This window comes from Bacillus sp. 7705b, assembly GCF_002289525.1.
Classification (GTDB): domain Bacteria; phylum Bacillota; class Bacilli; order Bacillales; family Bacillaceae; genus Bacillus; species Bacillus halotolerans.
In genome coordinates this window covers 84,504-103,163 of record NZ_NSDH01000023.1, presented here as the reverse complement: position 1 = coordinate 103,163, position 18,660 = coordinate 84,504, and the positions used below count along the sequence as shown (strand labels likewise).

At 44.9% G+C, this 18,660-nt stretch carries 18 protein-coding genes and 1 pseudogene; 7 read left to right on the top strand and 12 right to left on the bottom strand.

The genetic code is table 11. The features are described 5' to 3' along the window. Positions 1 to 63: 63 nt before the first annotated feature. The gene (locus CJU60_RS09935) at positions 64 to 1,605 is read left to right on the top strand and encodes a fatty acid--CoA ligase family protein (RefSeq protein ID WP_024120803.1); all 1,542 of its coding nucleotides are present in this window, start codon (positions 64 to 66) and stop codon (positions 1,603 to 1,605) included. A gap of 41 nt (positions 1,606 to 1,646) precedes the next feature. Here CJU60_RS09935 and CJU60_RS09930 read toward each other — a convergent pair whose 3' ends face one another. Then, entirely contained in the window at positions 1,647 to 2,042 is a 396-nt protein-coding gene (locus tag CJU60_RS09930) for a YhfM domain-containing protein (RefSeq protein ID WP_095713760.1), read from the bottom strand. A 142-nt stretch (positions 2,043 to 2,184) separates the two neighbouring features. Between CJU60_RS09930 and CJU60_RS09925 the strand changes: the two genes are divergently transcribed. Beyond that, on the top strand, positions 2,185 to 3,477 hold the full coding sequence (locus tag CJU60_RS09925; protein WP_095713696.1) for a M48 family metallopeptidase: 1,293 nt from the start codon (positions 2,185 to 2,187) through the stop codon (positions 3,475 to 3,477). 40 nt (positions 3,478 to 3,517) lie between these two features. Here CJU60_RS09925 and aprE read toward each other — a convergent pair whose 3' ends face one another. Then, entirely contained in the window at positions 3,518 to 4,663 is a 1,146-nt protein-coding gene (aprE, locus tag CJU60_RS09920; RefSeq protein ID WP_095713695.1) for a subtilisin AprE, read from the bottom strand. Between the two features lie 441 nt (positions 4,664 to 5,104). Here aprE and CJU60_RS09915 point away from each other — a divergent pair, with 441 nt between their 5' ends. From CJU60_RS09915 to CJU60_RS09905, 3 genes are all read left to right on the top strand, one after another. Next, positions 5,105 to 5,554 (top strand): GNAT family N-acetyltransferase, encoded by a 450-nt coding sequence (locus CJU60_RS09915; RefSeq protein ID WP_095713694.1) that lies wholly within the window; start codon positions 5,105 to 5,107, stop codon positions 5,552 to 5,554. A 71-nt stretch (positions 5,555 to 5,625) separates the two neighbouring features. Then, positions 5,626 to 6,618 (top strand): NADPH:quinone oxidoreductase family protein, encoded by a 993-nt coding sequence (locus tag CJU60_RS09910; protein ID WP_095713693.1) that lies wholly within the window; start codon positions 5,626 to 5,628, stop codon positions 6,616 to 6,618. Positions 6,619 to 6,843: 225 nt separating this feature from the next. Beyond that, positions 6,844 to 7,815, top strand: coding sequence for an ABC transporter substrate-binding protein (locus tag CJU60_RS09905; protein ID WP_095713692.1), 972 nt, complete (start codon positions 6,844 to 6,846; stop codon positions 7,813 to 7,815). A gap of 28 nt (positions 7,816 to 7,843) precedes the next feature. On the opposite strand, the gene CJU60_RS09900 is transcribed toward CJU60_RS09905, so the two are convergent. From CJU60_RS09900 to CJU60_RS09875, 7 genes and pseudogenes are all read right to left on the bottom strand, one after another. Beyond that, a complete protein-coding gene (locus tag CJU60_RS09900; protein WP_095713691.1) occupies positions 7,844 to 8,425 on the bottom strand; it encodes a histidine phosphatase family protein in 582 nt (193 codons plus the stop codon). Between the two features lie 71 nt (positions 8,426 to 8,496). After that, the gene (locus CJU60_RS09895) at positions 8,497 to 9,591 is read right to left on the bottom strand and encodes an acetyl-CoA C-acyltransferase (protein ID WP_095713690.1); all 1,095 of its coding nucleotides are present in this window, start codon (positions 9,589 to 9,591) and stop codon (positions 8,497 to 8,499) included. Continuing rightward, on the bottom strand, positions 9,588 to 11,027 hold the full coding sequence (locus CJU60_RS09890; protein WP_095713689.1) for an acyl-CoA synthetase: 1,440 nt from the start codon (positions 11,025 to 11,027) through the stop codon (positions 9,588 to 9,590). The genes CJU60_RS09895 and CJU60_RS09890 overlap by 4 nt, the downstream gene beginning before the upstream one ends. A 6-nt stretch (positions 11,028 to 11,033) precedes the next feature. After that, positions 11,034 to 11,591: a biotin transporter BioY gene (locus tag CJU60_RS09885; protein WP_024120814.1), complete on the bottom strand. Its 558-nt coding sequence runs from the start codon at positions 11,589 to 11,591 to the stop codon at positions 11,034 to 11,036. 134 nt (positions 11,592 to 11,725) lie between these two features. Then, the gene (locus tag CJU60_RS22180) at positions 11,726 to 12,520 is read right to left on the bottom strand and encodes a methyl-accepting chemotaxis protein (protein ID WP_373271219.1); all 795 of its coding nucleotides are present in this window, start codon (positions 12,518 to 12,520) and stop codon (positions 11,726 to 11,728) included. 9 nt (positions 12,521 to 12,529) lie between these two features. Continuing rightward, a pseudogene (locus CJU60_RS22175) lies at positions 12,530 to 12,907 on the bottom strand (protoglobin domain-containing protein); the annotation flags it as partial. A gap of 257 nt (positions 12,908 to 13,164) precedes the next feature. Beyond that, complete coding sequence (locus CJU60_RS09875; RefSeq protein WP_095713687.1) at positions 13,165 to 14,694, bottom strand: FAD-dependent oxidoreductase; 1,530 nt, start codon at positions 14,692 to 14,694, stop codon at positions 13,165 to 13,167. A gap of 111 nt (positions 14,695 to 14,805) precedes the next feature. Between CJU60_RS09875 and CJU60_RS09870 the strand changes: the two genes are divergently transcribed. Next, positions 14,806 to 15,663, top strand: coding sequence for an SDR family oxidoreductase (locus CJU60_RS09870; RefSeq protein ID WP_059293097.1), 858 nt, complete (start codon positions 14,806 to 14,808; stop codon positions 15,661 to 15,663). A 28-nt stretch (positions 15,664 to 15,691) separates the two neighbouring features. On the opposite strand, the gene CJU60_RS09865 is transcribed toward CJU60_RS09870, so the two are convergent. Then, positions 15,692 to 15,925 carry an IDEAL domain-containing protein gene (locus CJU60_RS09865; RefSeq protein ID WP_010333637.1) on the bottom strand — a complete coding sequence of 78 codons (234 nt, stop codon included), beginning with the start codon at positions 15,923 to 15,925 and terminating at the stop codon, positions 15,692 to 15,694. A 293-nt stretch (positions 15,926 to 16,218) separates the two neighbouring features. Between CJU60_RS09865 and comK the strand changes: the two genes are divergently transcribed. Next, positions 16,219 to 16,797, top strand: coding sequence for a competence transcription factor ComK (gene comK, locus CJU60_RS09860; protein ID WP_095713686.1), 579 nt, complete (start codon positions 16,219 to 16,221; stop codon positions 16,795 to 16,797). Positions 16,798 to 16,956: 159 nt separating this feature from the next. Here the strand turns inward: comK and CJU60_RS09855 are convergent, their stop codons facing one another. Next, positions 16,957 to 17,376 (bottom strand): hypothetical protein, encoded by a 420-nt coding sequence (locus CJU60_RS09855; protein WP_095713685.1) that lies wholly within the window; start codon positions 17,374 to 17,376, stop codon positions 16,957 to 16,959. A gap of 189 nt (positions 17,377 to 17,565) precedes the next feature. Next, on the bottom strand, positions 17,566 to 18,465 hold the full coding sequence (locus tag CJU60_RS09850; protein ID WP_095713684.1) for an SDR family oxidoreductase: 900 nt from the start codon (positions 18,463 to 18,465) through the stop codon (positions 17,566 to 17,568). Between the last annotated feature and the right edge of the window lie 195 nt (positions 18,466 to 18,660).

The window sequence follows — 18,660 nt, the reverse complement described above, 5'->3', positions numbered from 1 at the left end:
AATGAAAAGGAAAGCTTATCTTCAATAATGAATGACTACTCATTCACTTTAAGGGGTGGGAGAATGAATCTGGTTTCAAAATTAGAAGAGACAGCATCTGAGAAGCCGGACAGCATCGCATGCAGGTTTAGGGATCAAGTGATTACTTACAAGGATCTGAATGACAATATTCAGCGTTTTGCGGACGGCCTTCAAAAAGCGGGTATGGAAAAAGGGGATCACCTTGCTTTGCTGCTTGGCAATTCGCCTGATTTTGTCATCGCATTTTTCGGCGCATTAAAGGCCGGTATTGTGGTGGTGCCGATCAATCCGACGTACACGCCGACAGAAATCGGCTATATGCTGACAAACGGCGATGTCAAAGCAATCGTAGGAGTAGATCAGCTTTTGCCGATTTATGAAAGCATGCACGAATCTTTGCCAAAGGTCGAACTCGTCATTTTATGCCGGACGGGAGAAACTGAGCTGGAAGCTTCAGATCCCGAAGTCAGAATGAAAATGACAACGTTTACAAAAATGTTGCGTCCGACACCCGGTGCTGCACGCCATCCAGAGGTTGTGCCTGATGATACTGCGGTAATTTTATATACGTCAGGAACAACGGGAAGACCGAAAGGCGCGATGCTGACCCACCAGAATTTGTTCAGCAATGCAAACGATGTCGCCGGGTATTTGGGAATGGATGAGAAAGACAATGTGGTTTGCGCTCTTCCGATGTTTCATGTTTTTTGCTTAACTGTCTGCATGAACGCTCCGCTGATGAGCGGCGCATGCGTGCTGATTGAACCGCAGTTCAGCCCCGCATCTGTTTTTAAGCTTGTAAAGCAGCGGCAGGCAACGATTTTTGCCGGCGTGCCTACGATGTATAACTATTTATTCCAGCATGAAGAAGGCAAGGCAGATGATTTTTCTTCTATTCGCCTGTGCATCTCGGGTGGTGCGGCCATGCCGGTCGCGCTGCTTACGGCATTTGAAGAGAAATTCGGCGTCACCATTTTGGAGGGCTACGGGCTTTCGGAAGCATCGCCTGTCACATGCTTTAACCCGTTTGACAGAGGGAGAAAACCAGGCTCCATCGGGACAAGTATTTTGCATGTCGAAAACAAGGTCGTCGATCCGCTCGGCCGAGAGGTCCCTGATCACCAGGTGGGCGAATTGATCGTAAAAGGGCCCAATGTGATGAAGGGCTATTATAATATGCCGATGGAAACGGAGCACGCTTTAAAGGACGGATGGCTTTATACGGGAGACCTGGCAAGGCGGGATGAGGACGGTTATTTTTACATTGTTGACCGGAAAAAAGACATGATTATTGTAGGCGGCTACAATGTGTATCCGCGTGAAGTGGAAGAGGTCCTGTACAGCCACCCGGACGTAAAGGAGGCTGTTGTCATCGGCGTGCCTGATGCTGAAAGCGGCGAAGCGGTAAAGGGATATGTCGTACCGAAACGGTCTGGTGTCACAGAAGAAGAAATGATGGCGCATTGTGAAAAGCATCTGGCAAAATACAAACGGCCTGCCGAGATCATCTTTCTTGATGAGATTCCGAAAAATGCGACAGGCAAAATGCTCAGACGGGCGCTCAAAGATATGCTGCCTCATTAATGTGAAAAAAGCGAAGCCAGTGGGCTTCGCTTTTTTCATTGTTAATCCTTTGCTTCTTTTTTAATGATAATTTGCAGCGCTTTGGTATCGTTTCGCGTTAATTTGTAATACGTGCCGTCTTTCAAAAAAATGGCCTGCTGGCTGTCGTCAATCCATAATCTGAATGAGTCAAATCTGTCTTTATGAAATTTAATCGTGCCTTCGTAATCAGGAGCTGATGTTTTTTCGGTTTTCAGCTGCTTTCCCTGATTCATAATGTCCAGCATATCTTTGACGTGCTGTCTTTTTTCGATTTCAATCTTTTCCCGCCCGTTTGAAGACAGGGTGATCAATTCCGCATCAACCGATTGATATACATCGCCTGACCGGCTGTAAAGGTAGAAAAATGCAATAAACACAAGACCGATAACCACGATGGCTGCTACTATTTTTTTCATCTGCATCACTCCAAACATTTGCTAGTTTCTCCAGCAAAGGGCGATTCCATGCGAAAAAGTCCGAACTCACAGCTTGGTTCTAAGAAATTGAATTTATGATTACAATAGAAGTAATGGGTCTAGATGTGAGGAGTGAGGCGTTATGCGCAAGTGGATTGCGGGTGCAGGGCTTGCATATGTGCTGTATGGGCTTTTTTTCTATTGGTATTTCTTTATGTCCGGCGATTCCGCTGTGCCGGAGGCCGTGAAAGGAACACAGGCTGACCCGGCTTCTTTCATGAAGCCGTCTCAATTGGCTGTCGCCGAACAGTATTCTGATGTGAAGAACTTTTTATTTTTTATCAGTATTCCTCTTGATTGGTTTCTGTTTTTTGTATTGCTGACCAGCGGTGTTTCAAAGAAAATCAAGCAATGGATGGAAGCGGCTGTGCGTTTTCGTTTTTTGCAGATCATCGGTTTCGTGTTTGTGCTTTCGCTGATCACGGCTCTGGTGACGCTGCCTTTGGATTGGATAGGCTATCAGGTATCACTTGATTACAATATTTCGACGCAGACAGCCTCCAGCTGGGCTAAAGATCAAGTCATTGATTTTTGGATCAGTTTTCCGATCTTTACACTTTGCGTGCTGGTGTTTTATTGGCTGATCAAAAAGCATGAAAAAAAATGGTGGTTTTACGCCTGGCTGTTAACAGTGCCGTTTTCGCTGTTTCTGTTTTTTATTCAGCCGGTGATTATTGATCCTTTATACAATGATTTTTATCCGCTGAAAAACAAAGAGCTGGAAAGCAAAATTTTAGCACTGGCCGAAGAAGCCAATATTCCGGCTGATCATGTGTATGAAGTGAATATGTCAGAGAAAACAAACGCGCTTAATGCCTATGTGACAGGAATTGGGGCCAATAAGCGGATTGTTCTATGGGATACGACGCTGAATAAACTCGACGATTCAGAAATTCTCTTTATTATGGGGCACGAAATGGGCCATTATGTCATGAAGCACGTGTATATCGGATTGGCTGGCTATTTAATTGTGTCGCTAGCGGGATTTTATGTGGTTGATAAGCTTTACAAGCGGGGGGTACGGCTTGCACGCAATCTGTTTCATGTAGAGGGCCGGCGTGATCTTGCGGCATTGCCGCTGTTATTGCTTATCGTGTCTGTTTTGAGCTTTGCTGTTACGCCTTTTTCTAATGCTGTTTCCCGCTATCAGGAGAATAAGGCTGACCAATATGGGATTGAGCTGACAGGGGACAGCGAAGCCGCAGTCAGAACGTTTCAAGATTTGGCTGTTACGGGGCTGAGCCAGGTTGATCCGCCTTTTCTCGTGAAACTTTTCAGAGGGAGCCATCCTTCGATCATGGAGCGGATTCAACATGCGGAAACCGAAGAAAATACCTCAGAACACCCGGCCTCAGAACAGGGGGACGACCAATAAAAAAAGAAGCAGGTATGGAGTGGCCTGCTTCTCTTTTATCTTATTGTGCAGCTGCTTGAACGTTGATTAACCCTTTTCCATAGTAGAAAGAGCTGCCAAGGTTTGTCGCAGTGCTTTCTAAACGATCACGGACTTGCGCATTTGACCAAGTCGGATGTTTAGAAAGGATTAAAGCTGCTGCTCCGGCAACGTGAGGTGTCGCCATTGAGGTTCCGTTGTAAGAGCCATATGTGCCGCCAGGAAGTGTGCTTTGGATCGACACGCCTGGAGCCATAACGTCAAGCTCAGAACCTGCGCTTGAGAAAGAAGCTCTTTGGTTGCTGCTGTTTACTGCGCCTACTGCAATAGTAGAAGGATATTTTGCAGGGTAGCCGACTGTGCTTGTGCTTCCTGAACTTCCTTCGTTTCCGGCTGCGGCAACAACGACGATACCGCTTGCAACCGCTTTATCGACTACTGTTTTCAACGCTGTAGACCCAGTAGGTCCGCCAAGACTCATGTTGATGACATCCATGTTGTTAGAAATCGCCCATTCAATACCGTTAATAATCCAGCTGTATTGGCCGCTTCCTGTAGAATCAAGCACTTTTACTGCATATAATGATGCGCTAGGCGCTACGCCCAGAACACCAATTGTGTTATTAAGAGCGGCAACAGTACCGGCTACATGCGTGCCGTGAGAACTGCCGTCTTGGTATGGGTTTGTTTCAGAAGGCACGAAGCTTGCTCCGCCTCGAACGTTTAAGTCAGGATGAGAAGAGTCAATTCCGCTGTCGATGACAGCTACTTTTACATTAGAGCCTGTGTAGCCTTGAGAGTGAAGAGCCGGCGCTTTAATTTGAGAAATGCCGTAAGGAACAGATTGCGCATATTCATGTGCAACATGATCTTCTTCCACATAAGCAACACTCGGATCTTTTTTCAGTTCTTTTACAGCTTTTTCATCCAATGTTGCTGTGGCTGCATTTACATACTTAAATTGCTTTTGAACTTTCCCGCCTTTTTCAGAAATAACATCTTTTTTCTTGGCGGTGCTCATAGCTCCCATTGTCTGTTTAAACCCGACAATGTACTTCTTTTCTTCACTGTTTTTTCCGGCAGCCTGTGCAGACATGTTGCTGAATGCCATCGTGAAGATTAGCGTGAACGCAAACAACAAGCTGATCCACAATTTTTTGCTTCTCACTCTTTACCCTCTCCTTTACAATTTCAGAGCAGCCTATTAATAGACTATTCTGTGAATTTATTGTAATAGATTGGATACTATTTTAGTAGACCCATTTTTTTGAGATTGTTTTATTTCTATTTAGGTATATCATCTCTCGTTATTTCTATAGAGACTCGAAATAACTGCATTCATACAGAAAAGAACGAAAATAGACATGAGTAAATAATCATTATGTTGAAATTTCATGTTTTTTCAGGTTAAATCCTCCCGCGACCAGAAAAAACCCTGTCGAATAAATCAGTTCCATTGACCTGCATGTTTTTCTATGAGATCAATGGATATTATCGTGATATTTTTTCCATGCATGCTGAAAAAAGTATTCTGATCAATTTGGTTTACAGAAAATTCTATTAAATATAAAATGTAATTCTTAACAGCATATAGAGAGAAGGAAACGAGATGAACATTCGTCAAGCTTTACCAGCAGATGCGGCAGCTATAGCACCGCTGTTTAATCAGTATCGGGAATTTTATAAGCAGGCGTCGGATCTGGAAGGAGCGGAGGCTTTTTTGAAAGCACGCCTGGAAAAGGAAGAGTCTGTTATTTTTATCGCAGAAGAAAATGGGGAATTCATTGGTTTTACACAGCTTTATCCAGCCTTTTCTTCCGTGGCTATGAAAAGAATTTACATATTAAATGATTTATTCGTCGATTCTTCTGTACGAAAAAAGGGAGTTGGCCGGCGGCTGCTTTCCGCTGCAAAGGATTATGCCGCGGAAAACGGAGCGAAATGTTTAAAGCTGCAGACGGAACATCACAACCAGGCGGCAAGAAGTTTATATGAGCAAAACGGCTATGAAGAGGAAATCGCATTTGTGCATTACAGCCTTAATGTGCCGGAGAAGTGAAAATAGAGGTCTCATGATTTGGTTTTTTGGCCGATGTTCGGTTACGATAAAGATGAAAAGGAGTGTGCCGAATGTCAACGTTATTTCAAGCATTGCTGGCAGAAAAAAATGCAGATGATGTTTCAGTCAATATCAAAACCATATCAACAGAGGATTTGCCGAAAGACGGCGTGCTGATTAAAACAGCATATTCAGGCATCAACTACAAAGACGGCTTGGCCGGAAAAGCGGGCGGCAATATTGTCAGAGAATATCCGCTTATTTTAGGCATTGATGCTGCAGGTACGGTTGTCTCTTCAAATGATCCGCGTTTTGCCGAAGGGGATGAAGTCATTGCGACAAGCTATGAGCTTGGTGTCTCACGTCATGGCGGATTAAGCGAATATGTTTCAGTGCCTGGCGACTGGCTGGTGCCTTTGCCAAAGAACCTTTCGCTGCAGGAAGCGATGGCGTACGGAACGGCGGGGTTTACAGCGGCGTTATCTGTGCATCGTCTTGAACAGAACGGACTCTCTCCTGAAAAAGGGAGCGTGCTTGTCACCGGAGCAACCGGCGGTGTCGGCGGAATTGCAATAACGATGCTCAGCAAACGCGGCTACAACGTGGTCGCAAGCACAGGAAACCGGGAGGCGGCTGACTATTTGAAGCAGCTCGGTGCTAATGAAGTAATCAGCAGGGAAGATGTCTATGATGGTAAACGTAAGGCGCTGTCCAAGCAGCAATGGCAAGGAGCCGTTGATCCTGTCGGCGGGAAGCAGCTTGCCTCGCTTTTAAGCAAAATCCAATATGGCGGATCTGTCGCGGTGAGCGGTTTAACGGGCGGGGGAGAGGTTCCTGCAACGGTGTATCCGTTTATTCTTCGCGGAGTCAGCCTGCTGGGGATAGACTCAGTCTATTGTCCAATGGATCTTAGAGCGGCGGTTTGGGAGCGCATGGCATCCGATCTTAAGCCTGAACAGCTTCTGACAATCATAGACAAGGAAGTCTCATTAACAGAAGCACCTGATGCGCTAAAAGATATTTTGCAAAATCACATTCAAGGAAGGGTCCTTGTAAAACTGTAAATGAGAAGTTTCGGCTTGCAGAAAAAACGATGCTTTTTCTGCAAGCTTTTTGGTTTGATTTTAGAATATGCAAGTGCATCTCATAGCAACAGAGAAACGTTCCTTCGATGTGAAACTTTCTATACTGATTTTCAATAATAATAGTGATAATGATTATCATTCCGTGTTATACTATCTTTTGGACATCTTAATTGAGAAACTACATACAGGAGAGACTGGAATGTTATGAAAAAAACACTGATTATTCTTACAGTTTTACTTCTTTCTGTTTTGACTGCGGCTTGTTCTTCTTCAGCCGGCCATCAAAACAGTGAAGAAAATAAAGCAGCGGTAACACATGATTTAGGGAAAACGAACGTGCCTGAGCATCCGAAGCGGGTCGTTGTGCTTGAGCTTGGCTTTATCGACACTTTGCTTGATCTCGGCATTACACCTGTTGGAGTGGCGGATGACAATAAAGCAAAGCAGCTGATCAACAAGGATGTACTGAAAAAAATTGACGGCTACACCTCTGTCGGCACACGGTCACAGCCAAGCATGGAAAAAATCGCTTCGCTAAAACCGGATTTGATTATTGCAGACACGACCCGTCATAAGAAGATATATGATCAGCTGAAAAACATCGCGCCGACGATCGCGCTTAATAATTTAAATGCTGATTATCAGGATACAATTGACGCTTCTCTTACCATTGCCAAAGCAGTCGGCAAAGAGAAGGAAATGGAGAAAAAGCTGACAGCGCATGAAGAAAAAGTGAATGAAACAAAGAGAAAGATCAGTGCGAACAGCCAATCTGTGCTTTTGATTGGAAATACAAATGATACGATTATGGCCAGAGATGAAAATTTCTTCACATCGAGACTTTTAACACAAGTCGGCTATCAATATGCGATCAGCACGTCCGATAACAAAAAAACCGGTAATGGCGGCGACTCTGTGAACATGAAAATGACACTTGAGCAGCTGCTGAAAACAGACCCGGATGTAATCATACTGATGACAGGAAAAACAGACGACATTGACGCGGACGGCAAACGCCCGATCGAAAAAAATGTTCTGTGGAAGAAGCTGAAAGCAGTGAAAAACGGACATGTGTACCATGTTGATCGTCAGGTATGGTCTCTGCGCCGCAGTGTGGACGGAGCGAATGCGATTTTAGATGAGCTTCAAAATGATATGACAGCAGAAAATAAATAAAAAAAGACAGGCAAACGCCTGTCTTTTCTTATTGAATAAAACCGGATAAGTGGCTATTGATGTTATAATCTTTAATTTTCCATTTTTCTTCTGCAAATTCAATGTTACTGAGGCAGGCATTGACAAGGCGCGTATTTTGAAGCTCGGCATCACCGCCGGAAATCTCTGTCAGCAGTGCGTGAATCGCTGCGCCGTGCGCGACAATCAGTACCTTTTGATTTGGATATGCGTGGTTTACTTTCACCAATCCGCCCATCAGCCTGTCCGTGAGCTCTTTTAGCGTTTCCATGTTTGGATAGTTCTTGTCCGGATAGCGCTTTGTCCGTTCTTCAAGCGGCATGCCCTCCGCGTCCCCGTAATCACGCTCCTTAAAGTCATCCATCTCAACGATAGGAAGATTGAGGTATTCATTAATAATGTCCGCGGTCCTTCTGGCTCTTTTCAGCGGGCTGGTGACAATGATATCCCAAGAGAAATCTTTTAAGTATTCTCCGGTTTCTTTTGCTTGGCGTTCGCCTGTCGCGTTCAGCGGGATATCTGTTTTCCCTTGGCATTTTTGCTGCAGGTTCCAATCGGTTTCTCCGTGTCTTACTAAGCAAACGGCTGTCATAAAATTCCCCTTCCTGACTTTGATCTTATCGCTATTATACTAAATCAGAGGCATGCATCCTATGAAAAAGCCTATGCCAAAACCTCAAATAATAAAGCCAAGCCGATTCCGCCGCCGCTTCCGATGGCGGCGACAGCATATTGACAGCCTGTCCGTCTCTGCGCTTCATAAAACAATCTGGTGACCAGTGCCGCCCCGGAAGCGCCGTAAGGATGGCCGAGAGCTAACGCGCCGCCCCGCACATTGATCTTCGTATAGGGAATGCCAAGTTCTTGTGAGCAGACACATATTTTAACGGCAAAGGCTTCGTTGATTTCGTATAAACCGATATCGTCAGTTGTCAACGCGTTTGCAGCTAAAAGCTTTTTGATCGCTTCAACCGGCGCGGCGGACGGATAGTTGGGATGAATGCCGCTAACGGCGCTTCCGATAAAGCGCAGCACAGGTTTATAGCCGAGGGATGCAGCTTTTTTCTCTTCCATGACAAGGAGTGCAGCCGCTCCATCTGATATGCCGCTGCTATTGGCGGCTGTAACCGTTCCGGAGCTGGTGTCAAACACCGGCTTTGCACGAGAAATGATCGCTTCCATCGGCCGTCTTTTCAGAAAAGCTTCGTCTGTTTCCAACTCCCCGAGAGGAACAATCTCTTCACGGTACAATCCTTCGGTATGAGCACTCCAGCTGCGTTGATAGCTGAGAAGCGTGTATTCGTCCTGCATGTTTCTTGGGATGGCATAGCGTGCTGCTGTATATTCGGCCGCCATGCCCATATCGGGATCACCAACAGTGTCCGGCGAAAAGCGGGCTCTTTCTGAAAAAGGCGATCGGCTGCTGCTTTCTGCGCCGCCTGCGATATAAATGTTTCCGGCACCCGCTTTGATAAGATTGCATGCGGAACGCACTGCTTCAAGCCCGGAGCCGCATTGTCTGTCAATCGTCATGCCGGGAACAGATAAAGGAAGTCCAGCTTGAAGTGCTGACAGCCGGGCGAGGTTGCCGCCTCTGCCAGTGGCGTTTCCCAAAATCACCTCGTCAATTTGATCCTCTAACTTTCGGCCGAGACAGCTGATGAGAGGAGCGGCCAAATCCTCCGGCAAAAACTGCTTCAGCAGTCCGTTTTCTTTTCCGAAAATCGTTCGTTTTGCATCTGCAATAACCGCGTTCAATTCACCATACCCCGCAGCCATTTTTTTACGTTCGAACGGGCAATTTTGCCGCTGCTTGTTTCCGGCATACTGTCTGTAAATACCCATTTTTTCGGGATTTTGTAGGATGCCAGTTTCTGCTTGCACCAGGCTTTCAGCTTTTTGGCGTCTGTATTACCGCAAATGACGGCCGCGGCGATTTCTCCCCAATACTCGTCCGGAATGCCTGCCACAGCTGCTTTTTCAACCTCTGGGCAGGAGAGAAGCACGCGCTCAATTTCTTCAGGGAAAATATTTAATCCGCCATATACGATCATCCCGTTTTCTCGTCCTGCTATGTACAGAAATCCCTCTGCATCAACATAGCCCATGTCATCTACTGTCATCCATTCCGATTGATCTGGTGTGCGGCTGTTTACATAGCCTGAGAACTTCATCGGGCTTTTGACGAATATTTTCCCGATTTCCCCCGGCTGACAGAGGTCCCCGGCGGCGCTGCGGATCTCTATGCGGACATTATGAAAAGGGCGGCCCGCTGAATGAGGTTTTCGTTTGCTGTCTTCTGGTGAGAGATACGCAACAAAGCTAAGCTCAGATGTGCCGTAAAAATCGTACAGCTTCAAATGAGGCCATTTGGATGCAAGCTTCTCCTTGGATGCTGCCGGCCAGTCCGCTCCCGAAGAAATGATTGTAACGGAGCTGTCAGGGAAAGCGTGAATGTTGGCGAGGGCATCTGTCATTGTCGGTACGGTATAGAGTACGCTGATGGATTTTTGTGTTAGCCACTCCTTCGTTTGAGCGGGAATGAATTTTTTAAGCAAACAAACGGTTCCCCCGAGATACAGAGTGCTGACAGCACCGTATAAAAAGTGAGAGGACATTAATGTTCCCGGAATCAGAACTTTGTCATTTGAAGAGATCAAAAAATCAGTTTTTGTACAATGAAAGCTTTCAACCCAAGAGCGATGAGAGCGCGTAAATGCTTTCGGCTTGCCTGTTGAGCCTGATGTAAAGCCCATATAAAAGGGAAGCTCCGGATCAACGGCTGGGGCCGGGGCAGCGGATGCCTCTGAGATATGCGCCATACAGTCTTCCAGCCAAACTACGGGTGTCAGACAATCTGTCAGTTTGTTTTTAAAAAGAGATGAAGCCACCACAAAATCAGCACCGCTTAATGCCAGCCGCTCATCGCATTCAGCCGCACTCCAGCGTGTATCAATAGGAACCGCCGTACATCCGGCCGCGGCAGCTCCGGCAAACAGCTGTAAAAATGCAAGGCTGTTTGGGAGCAGGATGGCTACACGTTTTGGAACGTTTGGCTGCGCCCGCAGCCAATTGGCAGTTTGGGTGACGAGCCGGTTCCAATCCCGATATGTAATATGTTCAGATTCAGTCTGGATCGCAATCCGTCTTGGATTTTTATTGGCAAAGGATAGATATGTATGTGTAATGGTCACAGAATGTCAGCCTCCTTTTGTATACATCGTATCAGAAAGAGACAAGGCTTGGGTGATCTTAATAGCAAGCAGCGCAGATGCTGCCGCTTTTAATAAATCGCCGGGCACAAATGAAAGACTTATAAAACCGGCCTGTAACAGATCAATATGCATGATAAAAGCTTGTACAGGAATGCCAAGCAGGTAAATAAAGGCGATGCCGAATACAATATGAATGAAAAAGAGACGGAACACTGTCACCTTACGCAGTCTGTAAACAGCTAGGCTGATCAGCCACGAGGCGAACGGATAAGCAATCAGAAAACCCGCACTCGGTCCGAAAAAAACGCCAAACCCGCCGCGGCCGCCGGGCAATAGCGGGGCTCCAAAGGCGACGAGCAGCAAAAAGACAAGCTGGCTTAAAAAAGCGGCTTTGGGTCTGAGAATGCTGCCGGCCAGCATGACACCGAGCGTCTGCAGTGTAATAGGAACAGGTGTAAAGGATAAGAAAAGAGGGGGGATAAAACCAAGCACTGCCATCAGTGCAGTAAAGATTGCAATGTGCATCATGTCTAGTAATTTCATATAAAATCCTCCAGCTAACGAATAAAATATGGTTATACAATAAATGCAGACAGCTTTTATGTCAACTTAATTTTAATTAGGGTTTACAAATAAGTGCAAAAAAACCGGCCCTGCGGTCGGCCGGTTTTTGATGATTATTCTTCTGTAAGAATGACAAGCGAATCAACAGAAGCAGCCACATGAGAAACGGCGCGGCTGACCTCCTGGAGCCCTCCGAGAAAGGCCTGCAGATCGACGTCAATTTTTCCTGATTGTTCTTTGCTGACTTTCATGCTGTGAACGATTTCATCGAATAAACGGTTAATTTGTGTCATTTTTTCTTTGCTTTCGCTGACAAGTCCGTTCACGTCTTTAATATGCTTCGACACGATGTTGATTTGTGTATTGGTGTTGTTCACAAGCTCGGACACTGTAGAAACGGTTTTTTTCGTATCTTCAGACAGCTTTCGCACCTCATTTGCCACAACGGCAAAGCCTTTGCCGTGTTCGCCTGCACGGGCTGATTCAATAGATGCGTTTAGCGACAGAAGATTCGTTTGTTCGGCGATGCCTGTGACGATGCCGAAGATTTTTTCAATTTGCTGTGCGATTTCATCCAGCTTGACCATTTCTTTTTCGATTTGGACGAGGCTCGTATCGATCTGGTTCATCTGTTTTTGCTGGATTTCAAGCTCTTTTTTCCCGCCGATCGACTTTTCTTCAACGGTGCTGGATGTCACTGTGCCGGCTTTGGATGCTTCGGAAATGCCTTCAGATTTGTCAACAAGCTCTTGAACGGATCGGCTTGTTTCTGAGAACAGATTTGCGATCGACCCGGAGGTTTCTTGGATTCTCTGATGCAGAAGATTTTTCCTTTCTTCTTGTTCATCGCGGGTTTGGTTGTACTCATTCTGAAACGCTTCAAGGACAAGCTGCTGTTCTAAGTTCAAGATTTTAGTTGTTGCTTTGATTGCTTTCAGCAGTTCCTGGTGATCTGTAATTGATTTTTCATAAATGTCAATCATTGATAGAAGCAATTCCTGAAACGCCCCCATGTACCATTTTGGCAGAAGGCCGATTCGTAAATGGATAGAAGCAATTTTATTTCGTTTTTCAATAAATTCATCATCAATGACACCGGCAAACATTTCTTGAATATGCCGTTTTAACGTTTGTTTTAAGCGGTCAACTGAGCTGTGGTCGTTAATGATATCCATTAATGAGCTTTCATGATCAAGATTTTTATAGAAAGCGTCAACGATGTAAACAATGTTTTGTTGGATTAAGGGCTGTAGCTCCTGCAGCACGTGCAGCTCTGGATCTCCCAGTCTGACCATTTTGAGCTGTTTTTTCACATCTGAGAACTTGTTTGTGAGCTGAATGCGGTTTTTTTGCTGGTCGTTTGAATCTGAAAAATAAGCCGTTTCTTTTTTTCTATCTTTTTTAAATAACAATACAGTGATCCCCCTTGGGAAAATATAATTTTATCTTTTGGCTTTTTAAGCCTTTTTCTTTTTTATCGGTCAAGGGAAGCACGAATGAAGACGGCAGATAGAAAATATTTATAAAAAAACCGTTCAGTTATATGAACGGTTTAATCAAGGTCAATTTGTTTTAGTGGTTTGATGGCCGGTCCTTCGACTACCTCGCCAGTTGGTTTAAAGCGTGATCCGTGGCACGGACAATCCCATGTGTGCTCTCCATCGTTCCATTCCACTTCACAGCCTAAATGGGTGCATGTTGTATCAACAAGATGCAGGCAGCCCGTTTCATCTCTGAATGCCCCCGCGCGTCTGCCGTTAATGGTGACGGCTTTTCCTTCACCTGGCGCGATCTCTTCAAACTCGACGTCCGGTTTTTCAAGCTTCCCTTTAATGAAATGCTTAGCCACATCTGCATTGTAAGAAATCACCTTTTGCAAGCCGGGATTCAGATGGAAACGAGACGGTGTAAAAATGCTCTCATATGGATTGTCTTTTTTCTCCACAAGGTCTGACAAAAGCTGAGCTGCGACAGCTGCTGATGTCATGCCCCATTTTTTGAAGCCGGTCGCAACGAGAATATTGTCTTCGTTTTCAGACATAGGCCCGATGAATGGGATTTTATCGATTGTCACGAGATCCTGTGTGGACCAGTAATAGGGAATGCTTTCGATTCCAATTGTGCTTTCTGCCAATTGTCTCAGCGTTTCGTAATGGGTCGACATGTCTTTGCCTTGGCCTGTTTTATGGCTTACGCCGCTGAAGAGAATCAGCTTTTCTCCGTTCACAATGGTGTAGCGAAGCGCAACTGACGGCTGGTCTATACTTAAATACATGCCCTCAGGATAGTCGATCTTCGGCTTGACGGCGAGGACATAGGATCTGTCAGAATACATTCTTGCTGCATATAATCCGCCCCCGTCATAAAAAGGGAAATGGGAGCAGCATACGATAAATCGGCTTTTAATGGCGTGCCGGCTTTTTGTAACAACTTCAGGCATTTCTCCTTTTTTAATATCAAGCGCAACAGTCTCTTCATAAATCCGTCCGCCCTTTTGCACGATCTGATCAAGGAGCCCGGTTAAAAAGTGAAGCGGGTGAAATTGGGCCTGATTCTTCATCACGAGCGCCAGCTTAGAGCCGACGGGAAGCGGAAGATCTTTTAAGAGATCCCTTTCAATCCCGAGTTTTGTGTATGCCTCATGCTCAGTGCGGATTTTTTGTACAGCATCTTCACTTGTTGTGTAAAGGTAAGCGTCTTGTTCGGCCCATTCGCAATCGATCTGAAGTTCATCAACAATTCCTTTTATATAATCAATTGCATTCTGGTTCGCTTCATAATATAGCCTTGCGTGGTTCAGTCCGAAATTGCGGATAAATTCATCATAAATCATGTCGTGCTGCGCTGTAATTTTTGCCGTTGTGTGGGCCGTTGTGCCATTCAGAACCTGATTCGCTTCAATCAGAACGACACGGAAGCCTCTTTTGGACAGCTCATAGGCCGTCGTGATTCCTGTAATGCCTCCTCCAATAATGGTGACATCACATTCCGTATCTTCTTGCAGCGCCGGAAAAGAAGGCAAGTCCGCCGATGTTCTCCAATATGTTTCGGGAGCTTCTTTTGAAAAAGGTTGATTAGACAAACCATTGTACCTCCAATATCATTTATTCTTAATTTTTCCATTTTCTATCTTTTCATACATAGGAAGCAGGCTTTGTTCATACCATAATAGGGTTGAAAAGGAGTGATTGCATTGGCGAATGAGAAAAAGAAAACATTGCCGCCGCAGCATCAGGACCAGCAGCCGGGATTCGAATATCTGATGGATCCCCGTCCGGTATTTGATAAGCCGAAGAAGGCAAAAAAACTAGCGGGCAAAACGGCCATTATTACAGGCGGAGACAGCGGGATCGGACGCGCTGTATCGGTGTTATTCGCAAAAGAAGGGGCGAATGTGGTCATTGTGTATTTTAATGAACATCAGGACGCCGAAGAAACAAAGGAGTATGTAGAGAAAGAAGGGGTGAAGTGCCTGCTGATTGCAGGAGATGTCGGAGATGAAGCCTTTTGTAATGAAGTGGTAAGACAGGCCAGCCAGGCTTTTCCAACCATAGATATTTTGGTTAATAATGCCGCTGAGCAGCATGTGCAGCCGAGCATTGAAAAAATCACTAGCCACCAGCTGATCAGAACCTTCCAGACGAACATTTTCTCTATGTTTTATTTAACGAAGGCTGTGCTGCCTCATTTGAAAAAAGGAAGCAGTATTATCAATACAGCATCGATCACCGCGTACAAAGGCAATAAAACACTGATCGATTATTCAGCGACGAAAGGAGCCATTGTCACTTTTACAAGATCCCTTTCCCAATCGCTTGTCCAGCAAGGCATTCGTGTCAATGCGGTTGCGCCGGGGCCAATCTGGACACCGCTCATTCCGGCCAGCTTTGCTGCAAAAGATGTGGAAGTGTTTGGTTCGGATGTGCCGATGGAACGGCCGGGCCAGCCGGTGGAAGTGGCGCCGAGCTATTTATATCTTGCCAGCGATGATTCCACTTACGTCACCGGCCAGACCATTCATGTCAACGGGGGAACAATTGTAAATGGGTAATTAAAAAAGCCAATCCTTAAGGATTGGCTTATTCGCTCTGTTTGAGCGCTGCATATTCTTTAGAGAGCGTAAGAAACGCATCTTTATCTTTTTCGTCCAAGGCTTTGTTGATTTGGTCAGTCAGCATGGTCAACCGACGCTTAAACAAGGATTCATCGAGCACCATTTGAATGTAAATATCCATCATTGTTACATCAAATTCTTTTGTTTTTTGCGTGTTGCGGGACTTCATGAGCTCAGTGTACGACTTTTTCTCTTTCATAAAGAATCCCCCCCAATGCCTTTTTTATAGTATATGGATAACGGTCGAAAAAATCAATAAATTTTTATAATCTTTAGACAACTAATACTTGGCAATCTATCGACATATCCTGCGAAATGCTGTGATCTGAGATCATGCAGTAAAATAAAATCGGGTTATTACTAGTAAAATAGAACTAAAAAATATAAATAAAAGATGATTTTAGTTCATTTGTTAAAAAATCCTGTCGTTTTATAAACACAGATGATAGATTATTAGTATAAATTTTGCAGAAAAAGGATGGAGGCCATAACATGAGTCAGAAAACTGACGCACCATTAGAATCGTATGAAGTAAACAGCGCAACAATTGCCGTTTTGCCAGAAGAAATCGACGGTAAAATTTGTTCGAAAATCATTGAAAAAGACTGTATGTTTTACGTCAGCATGAAGCCGCTGCAAATTGTCGACCGAAGCTGCCGATTTTTCGGATCAAGCTACGCGGGAAGAAAAGCGGGAACTTATGAAGTGACAAAAATTTCTCACAAACCGCCAATCATGGTGGACCCTTCGAAGCAAATCTTTTTATTCCCTACACTTTCTTCGACTAGACCCCAATGCGGCTGGATTTCCCATGTGCATGTAAAAGAATTCAAACCGACTGAATTCGACGATACGGAAGTGACGTTTTCAAACGGAAAAACGATGGAACTGCCGGTCTCCTGCAATTCGTTCGAGAATCAGGTATACCGGACAGCATGGCTCAGAACCAAATTTCAGGACAGAATCGAACACCGTGTCCCGAAACGGCAGGAATTTATGCTGTATCCGAAGGAAGAGCGGACGAAGATGATTTATGATTTTATTTTGCGTGAGCTCGGGGAGCGGTATTAGAAGGATAAAAGTGAATTTGAGAGTGCTTTGCAATGTTGATGCAACATAAACTTTTTAAGGGAAATTTAGCTAAGGCATTTCAGAAATAAAAAAGTGTTGGTGAAATAAAAGAGCTCAATACGTTAAAATGTATTGAGCTCTTTATTAAATGATCAATTGTTAAAGGGAAATTGAGTCACTTCCGCAGGTGTACCAAGTTCCATTTGCTGCTTGCGCCCATCCATAAATTCTTGTTCCAGTACCCAATTTTCTTTTTACTTCATCAAGGGATAAAGTGATAGACGTTGTATCTCCGGCTCTTTTAGTTGCTAAGATATTGCTTTTCGTGCTGTCAGGTTGGCCGCCATCAGTTGTCCAAGCTACCATATTATAGTATTTGGATGTGAACGGGTTTGATAGTCCATTGATTGATAAGGTAACCTGATTGTTGCTAGCCGTTACGGTTGTATAAGCAGCACTCATCGGTTTAATTGAGGATGCTTTTTGTGCTGGTGTGTGGTTTTCAGCTGCAAAAACATTTGTGCCTCCTGTCACTAGTAGTCCGACAGCTAATGCTCCTGAAAGGATTTTTTTATTCATTGTTATTCCTCCTTTTTTTAATACATAGTTAAATTACTTCAATTAATTGGAAAATCCTTTTTGTTAGCAAGAAGTTAACAAAATTTACAAATTTCCAAACGTGATTAATATGTAACCTCAAATTGTAGAGTCTGGATATCGATATTAAAAAGGAGCACTCCAGTAAAATAAGGAGAGCCCCTTCTAACGCTAGGCCGTCGGAATTCCGCCGGTGATGCCGTATATTTGAGATGTCACATAGCTTGAATTCTCTGAAGCTAAGAATACATAAACATCTGCCAGTTCCACCGGCTGTCCCGCGCGGTTTAATGGTGACGGCGGCGTCCCTTTGCCGAATTTCGGAATGTTTTCAGTTGGCTGTCCGCCGGAAATTTGCAGCGGAGTCCAGATTGGTCCTGGCGCAACAGAGTTCACTCTGATGCCTTTGGGCGCCAGCTGTTTTCCGAGCGCAACAGTAAAGCCGATAATGGCGTTTTTCGTCGCCGCATAATCTAACAGCATCGGGCTTGGGTTGTAGCCTTCAACTGAAGTTGTGGTAATAATAGACGCGCCCTCCGGTAAATACGGAAGCGCCGCTTGAACAACCCAATATAGCGAGAAGACGTTTACTTCAAACGTTTTATAGATTTGTTCAGTAGGAAGGTCTTCGATGTTTTGCACTGCTTGCTGTTTACCGGCAACGAGCGCTAACACATCCAGCCCGCCGAGTTCGTTATGCGCTTGTTTGACTAAATCGTGACAAAACGATTCGTCACTCAGATCACCTGGAATCAGGACTGCCTTGCGTCCTTCTGCTTCAATCAGTTCTTTTACTTCTTCTGCATCAGGCTGTTCCGCGGGCAAGTAGTTAATTGCCACATCGGCGCCTTCCCGCGCATAAGCGATGGCGGCAGCGCGGCCAATACCGGAATCACCGCCGGTGACAAGAGCTTTTCGGCCATTTAGTTTGCCAGCTCCTTTATAGCTTTTTTCTCCGCAGTCCGGAACCGGCTTCATTTTTTGCTGCAGACCGGGCGGTTCTTGGTATTGTTCAGGAAATTCATCGTGAAAAAATGCTGTTAAAGGATTGTTTCGTTTTGTATCAGACATCATCAACGCTCCTTTTTGTGTGGTGTACATTCGTATGTGTACCCTTGAGCAAAGTGAGAAAAACATGTTTTGGCAGTTTGCATCTCTGCAAGACAAAGAAAGTAAAAAAAACTGCCGCTCCTTCCATATTTATCTTGTAAAATATGACGAATTGAATTATGATAAAATCGCTATAAAACAACTAAATATTGGGTA

Bases quoted from the DNA above. Each gene is read 5' to 3' on its own strand.
- CJU60_RS09935 (WP_024120803.1), top strand. From the start codon at position 64: ATGAATCTGGTTTCAAAATTAGAAGAGACAGCATCTGAGAAGCCGGAC.
- CJU60_RS09930 (WP_095713760.1), bottom strand. From the start codon at position 2,042: ATGAAAAAAATAGTAGCAGCCATCGTGGTTATCGGTCTTGTGTTTATT.
- CJU60_RS09925 (WP_095713696.1), top strand. From the start codon at position 2,185: ATGCGCAAGTGGATTGCGGGTGCAGGGCTTGCATATGTGCTGTATGGG.
- CJU60_RS09915 (WP_095713694.1), top strand. From the start codon at position 5,105: ATGAACATTCGTCAAGCTTTACCAGCAGATGCGGCAGCTATAGCACCG.
- CJU60_RS09910 (WP_095713693.1), top strand. From the start codon at position 5,626: ATGTCAACGTTATTTCAAGCATTGCTGGCAGAAAAAAATGCAGATGAT.
- CJU60_RS09905 (WP_095713692.1), top strand. From the start codon at position 6,844: ATGAAAAAAACACTGATTATTCTTACAGTTTTACTTCTTTCTGTTTTG.
- CJU60_RS09900 (WP_095713691.1), bottom strand. From the start codon at position 8,425: ATGACAGCCGTTTGCTTAGTAAGACACGGAGAAACCGATTGGAACCTG.
- CJU60_RS09885 (WP_024120814.1), bottom strand. From the start codon at position 11,591: ATGAAATTACTAGACATGATGCACATTGCAATCTTTACTGCACTGATG.
- CJU60_RS09865 (WP_010333637.1), bottom strand. From the start codon at position 15,925: ATGAAAGAGAAAAAGTCGTACACTGAGCTCATGAAGTCCCGCAACACG.
- comK (WP_095713686.1), top strand. From the start codon at position 16,219: ATGAGTCAGAAAACTGACGCACCATTAGAATCGTATGAAGTAAACAGC.
- CJU60_RS09855 (WP_095713685.1), bottom strand. From the start codon at position 17,376: ATGAATAAAAAAATCCTTTCAGGAGCATTAGCTGTCGGACTACTAGTG.
- CJU60_RS09850 (WP_095713684.1), bottom strand. From the start codon at position 18,465: ATGTCTGATACAAAACGAAACAATCCTTTAACAGCATTTTTTCACGAT.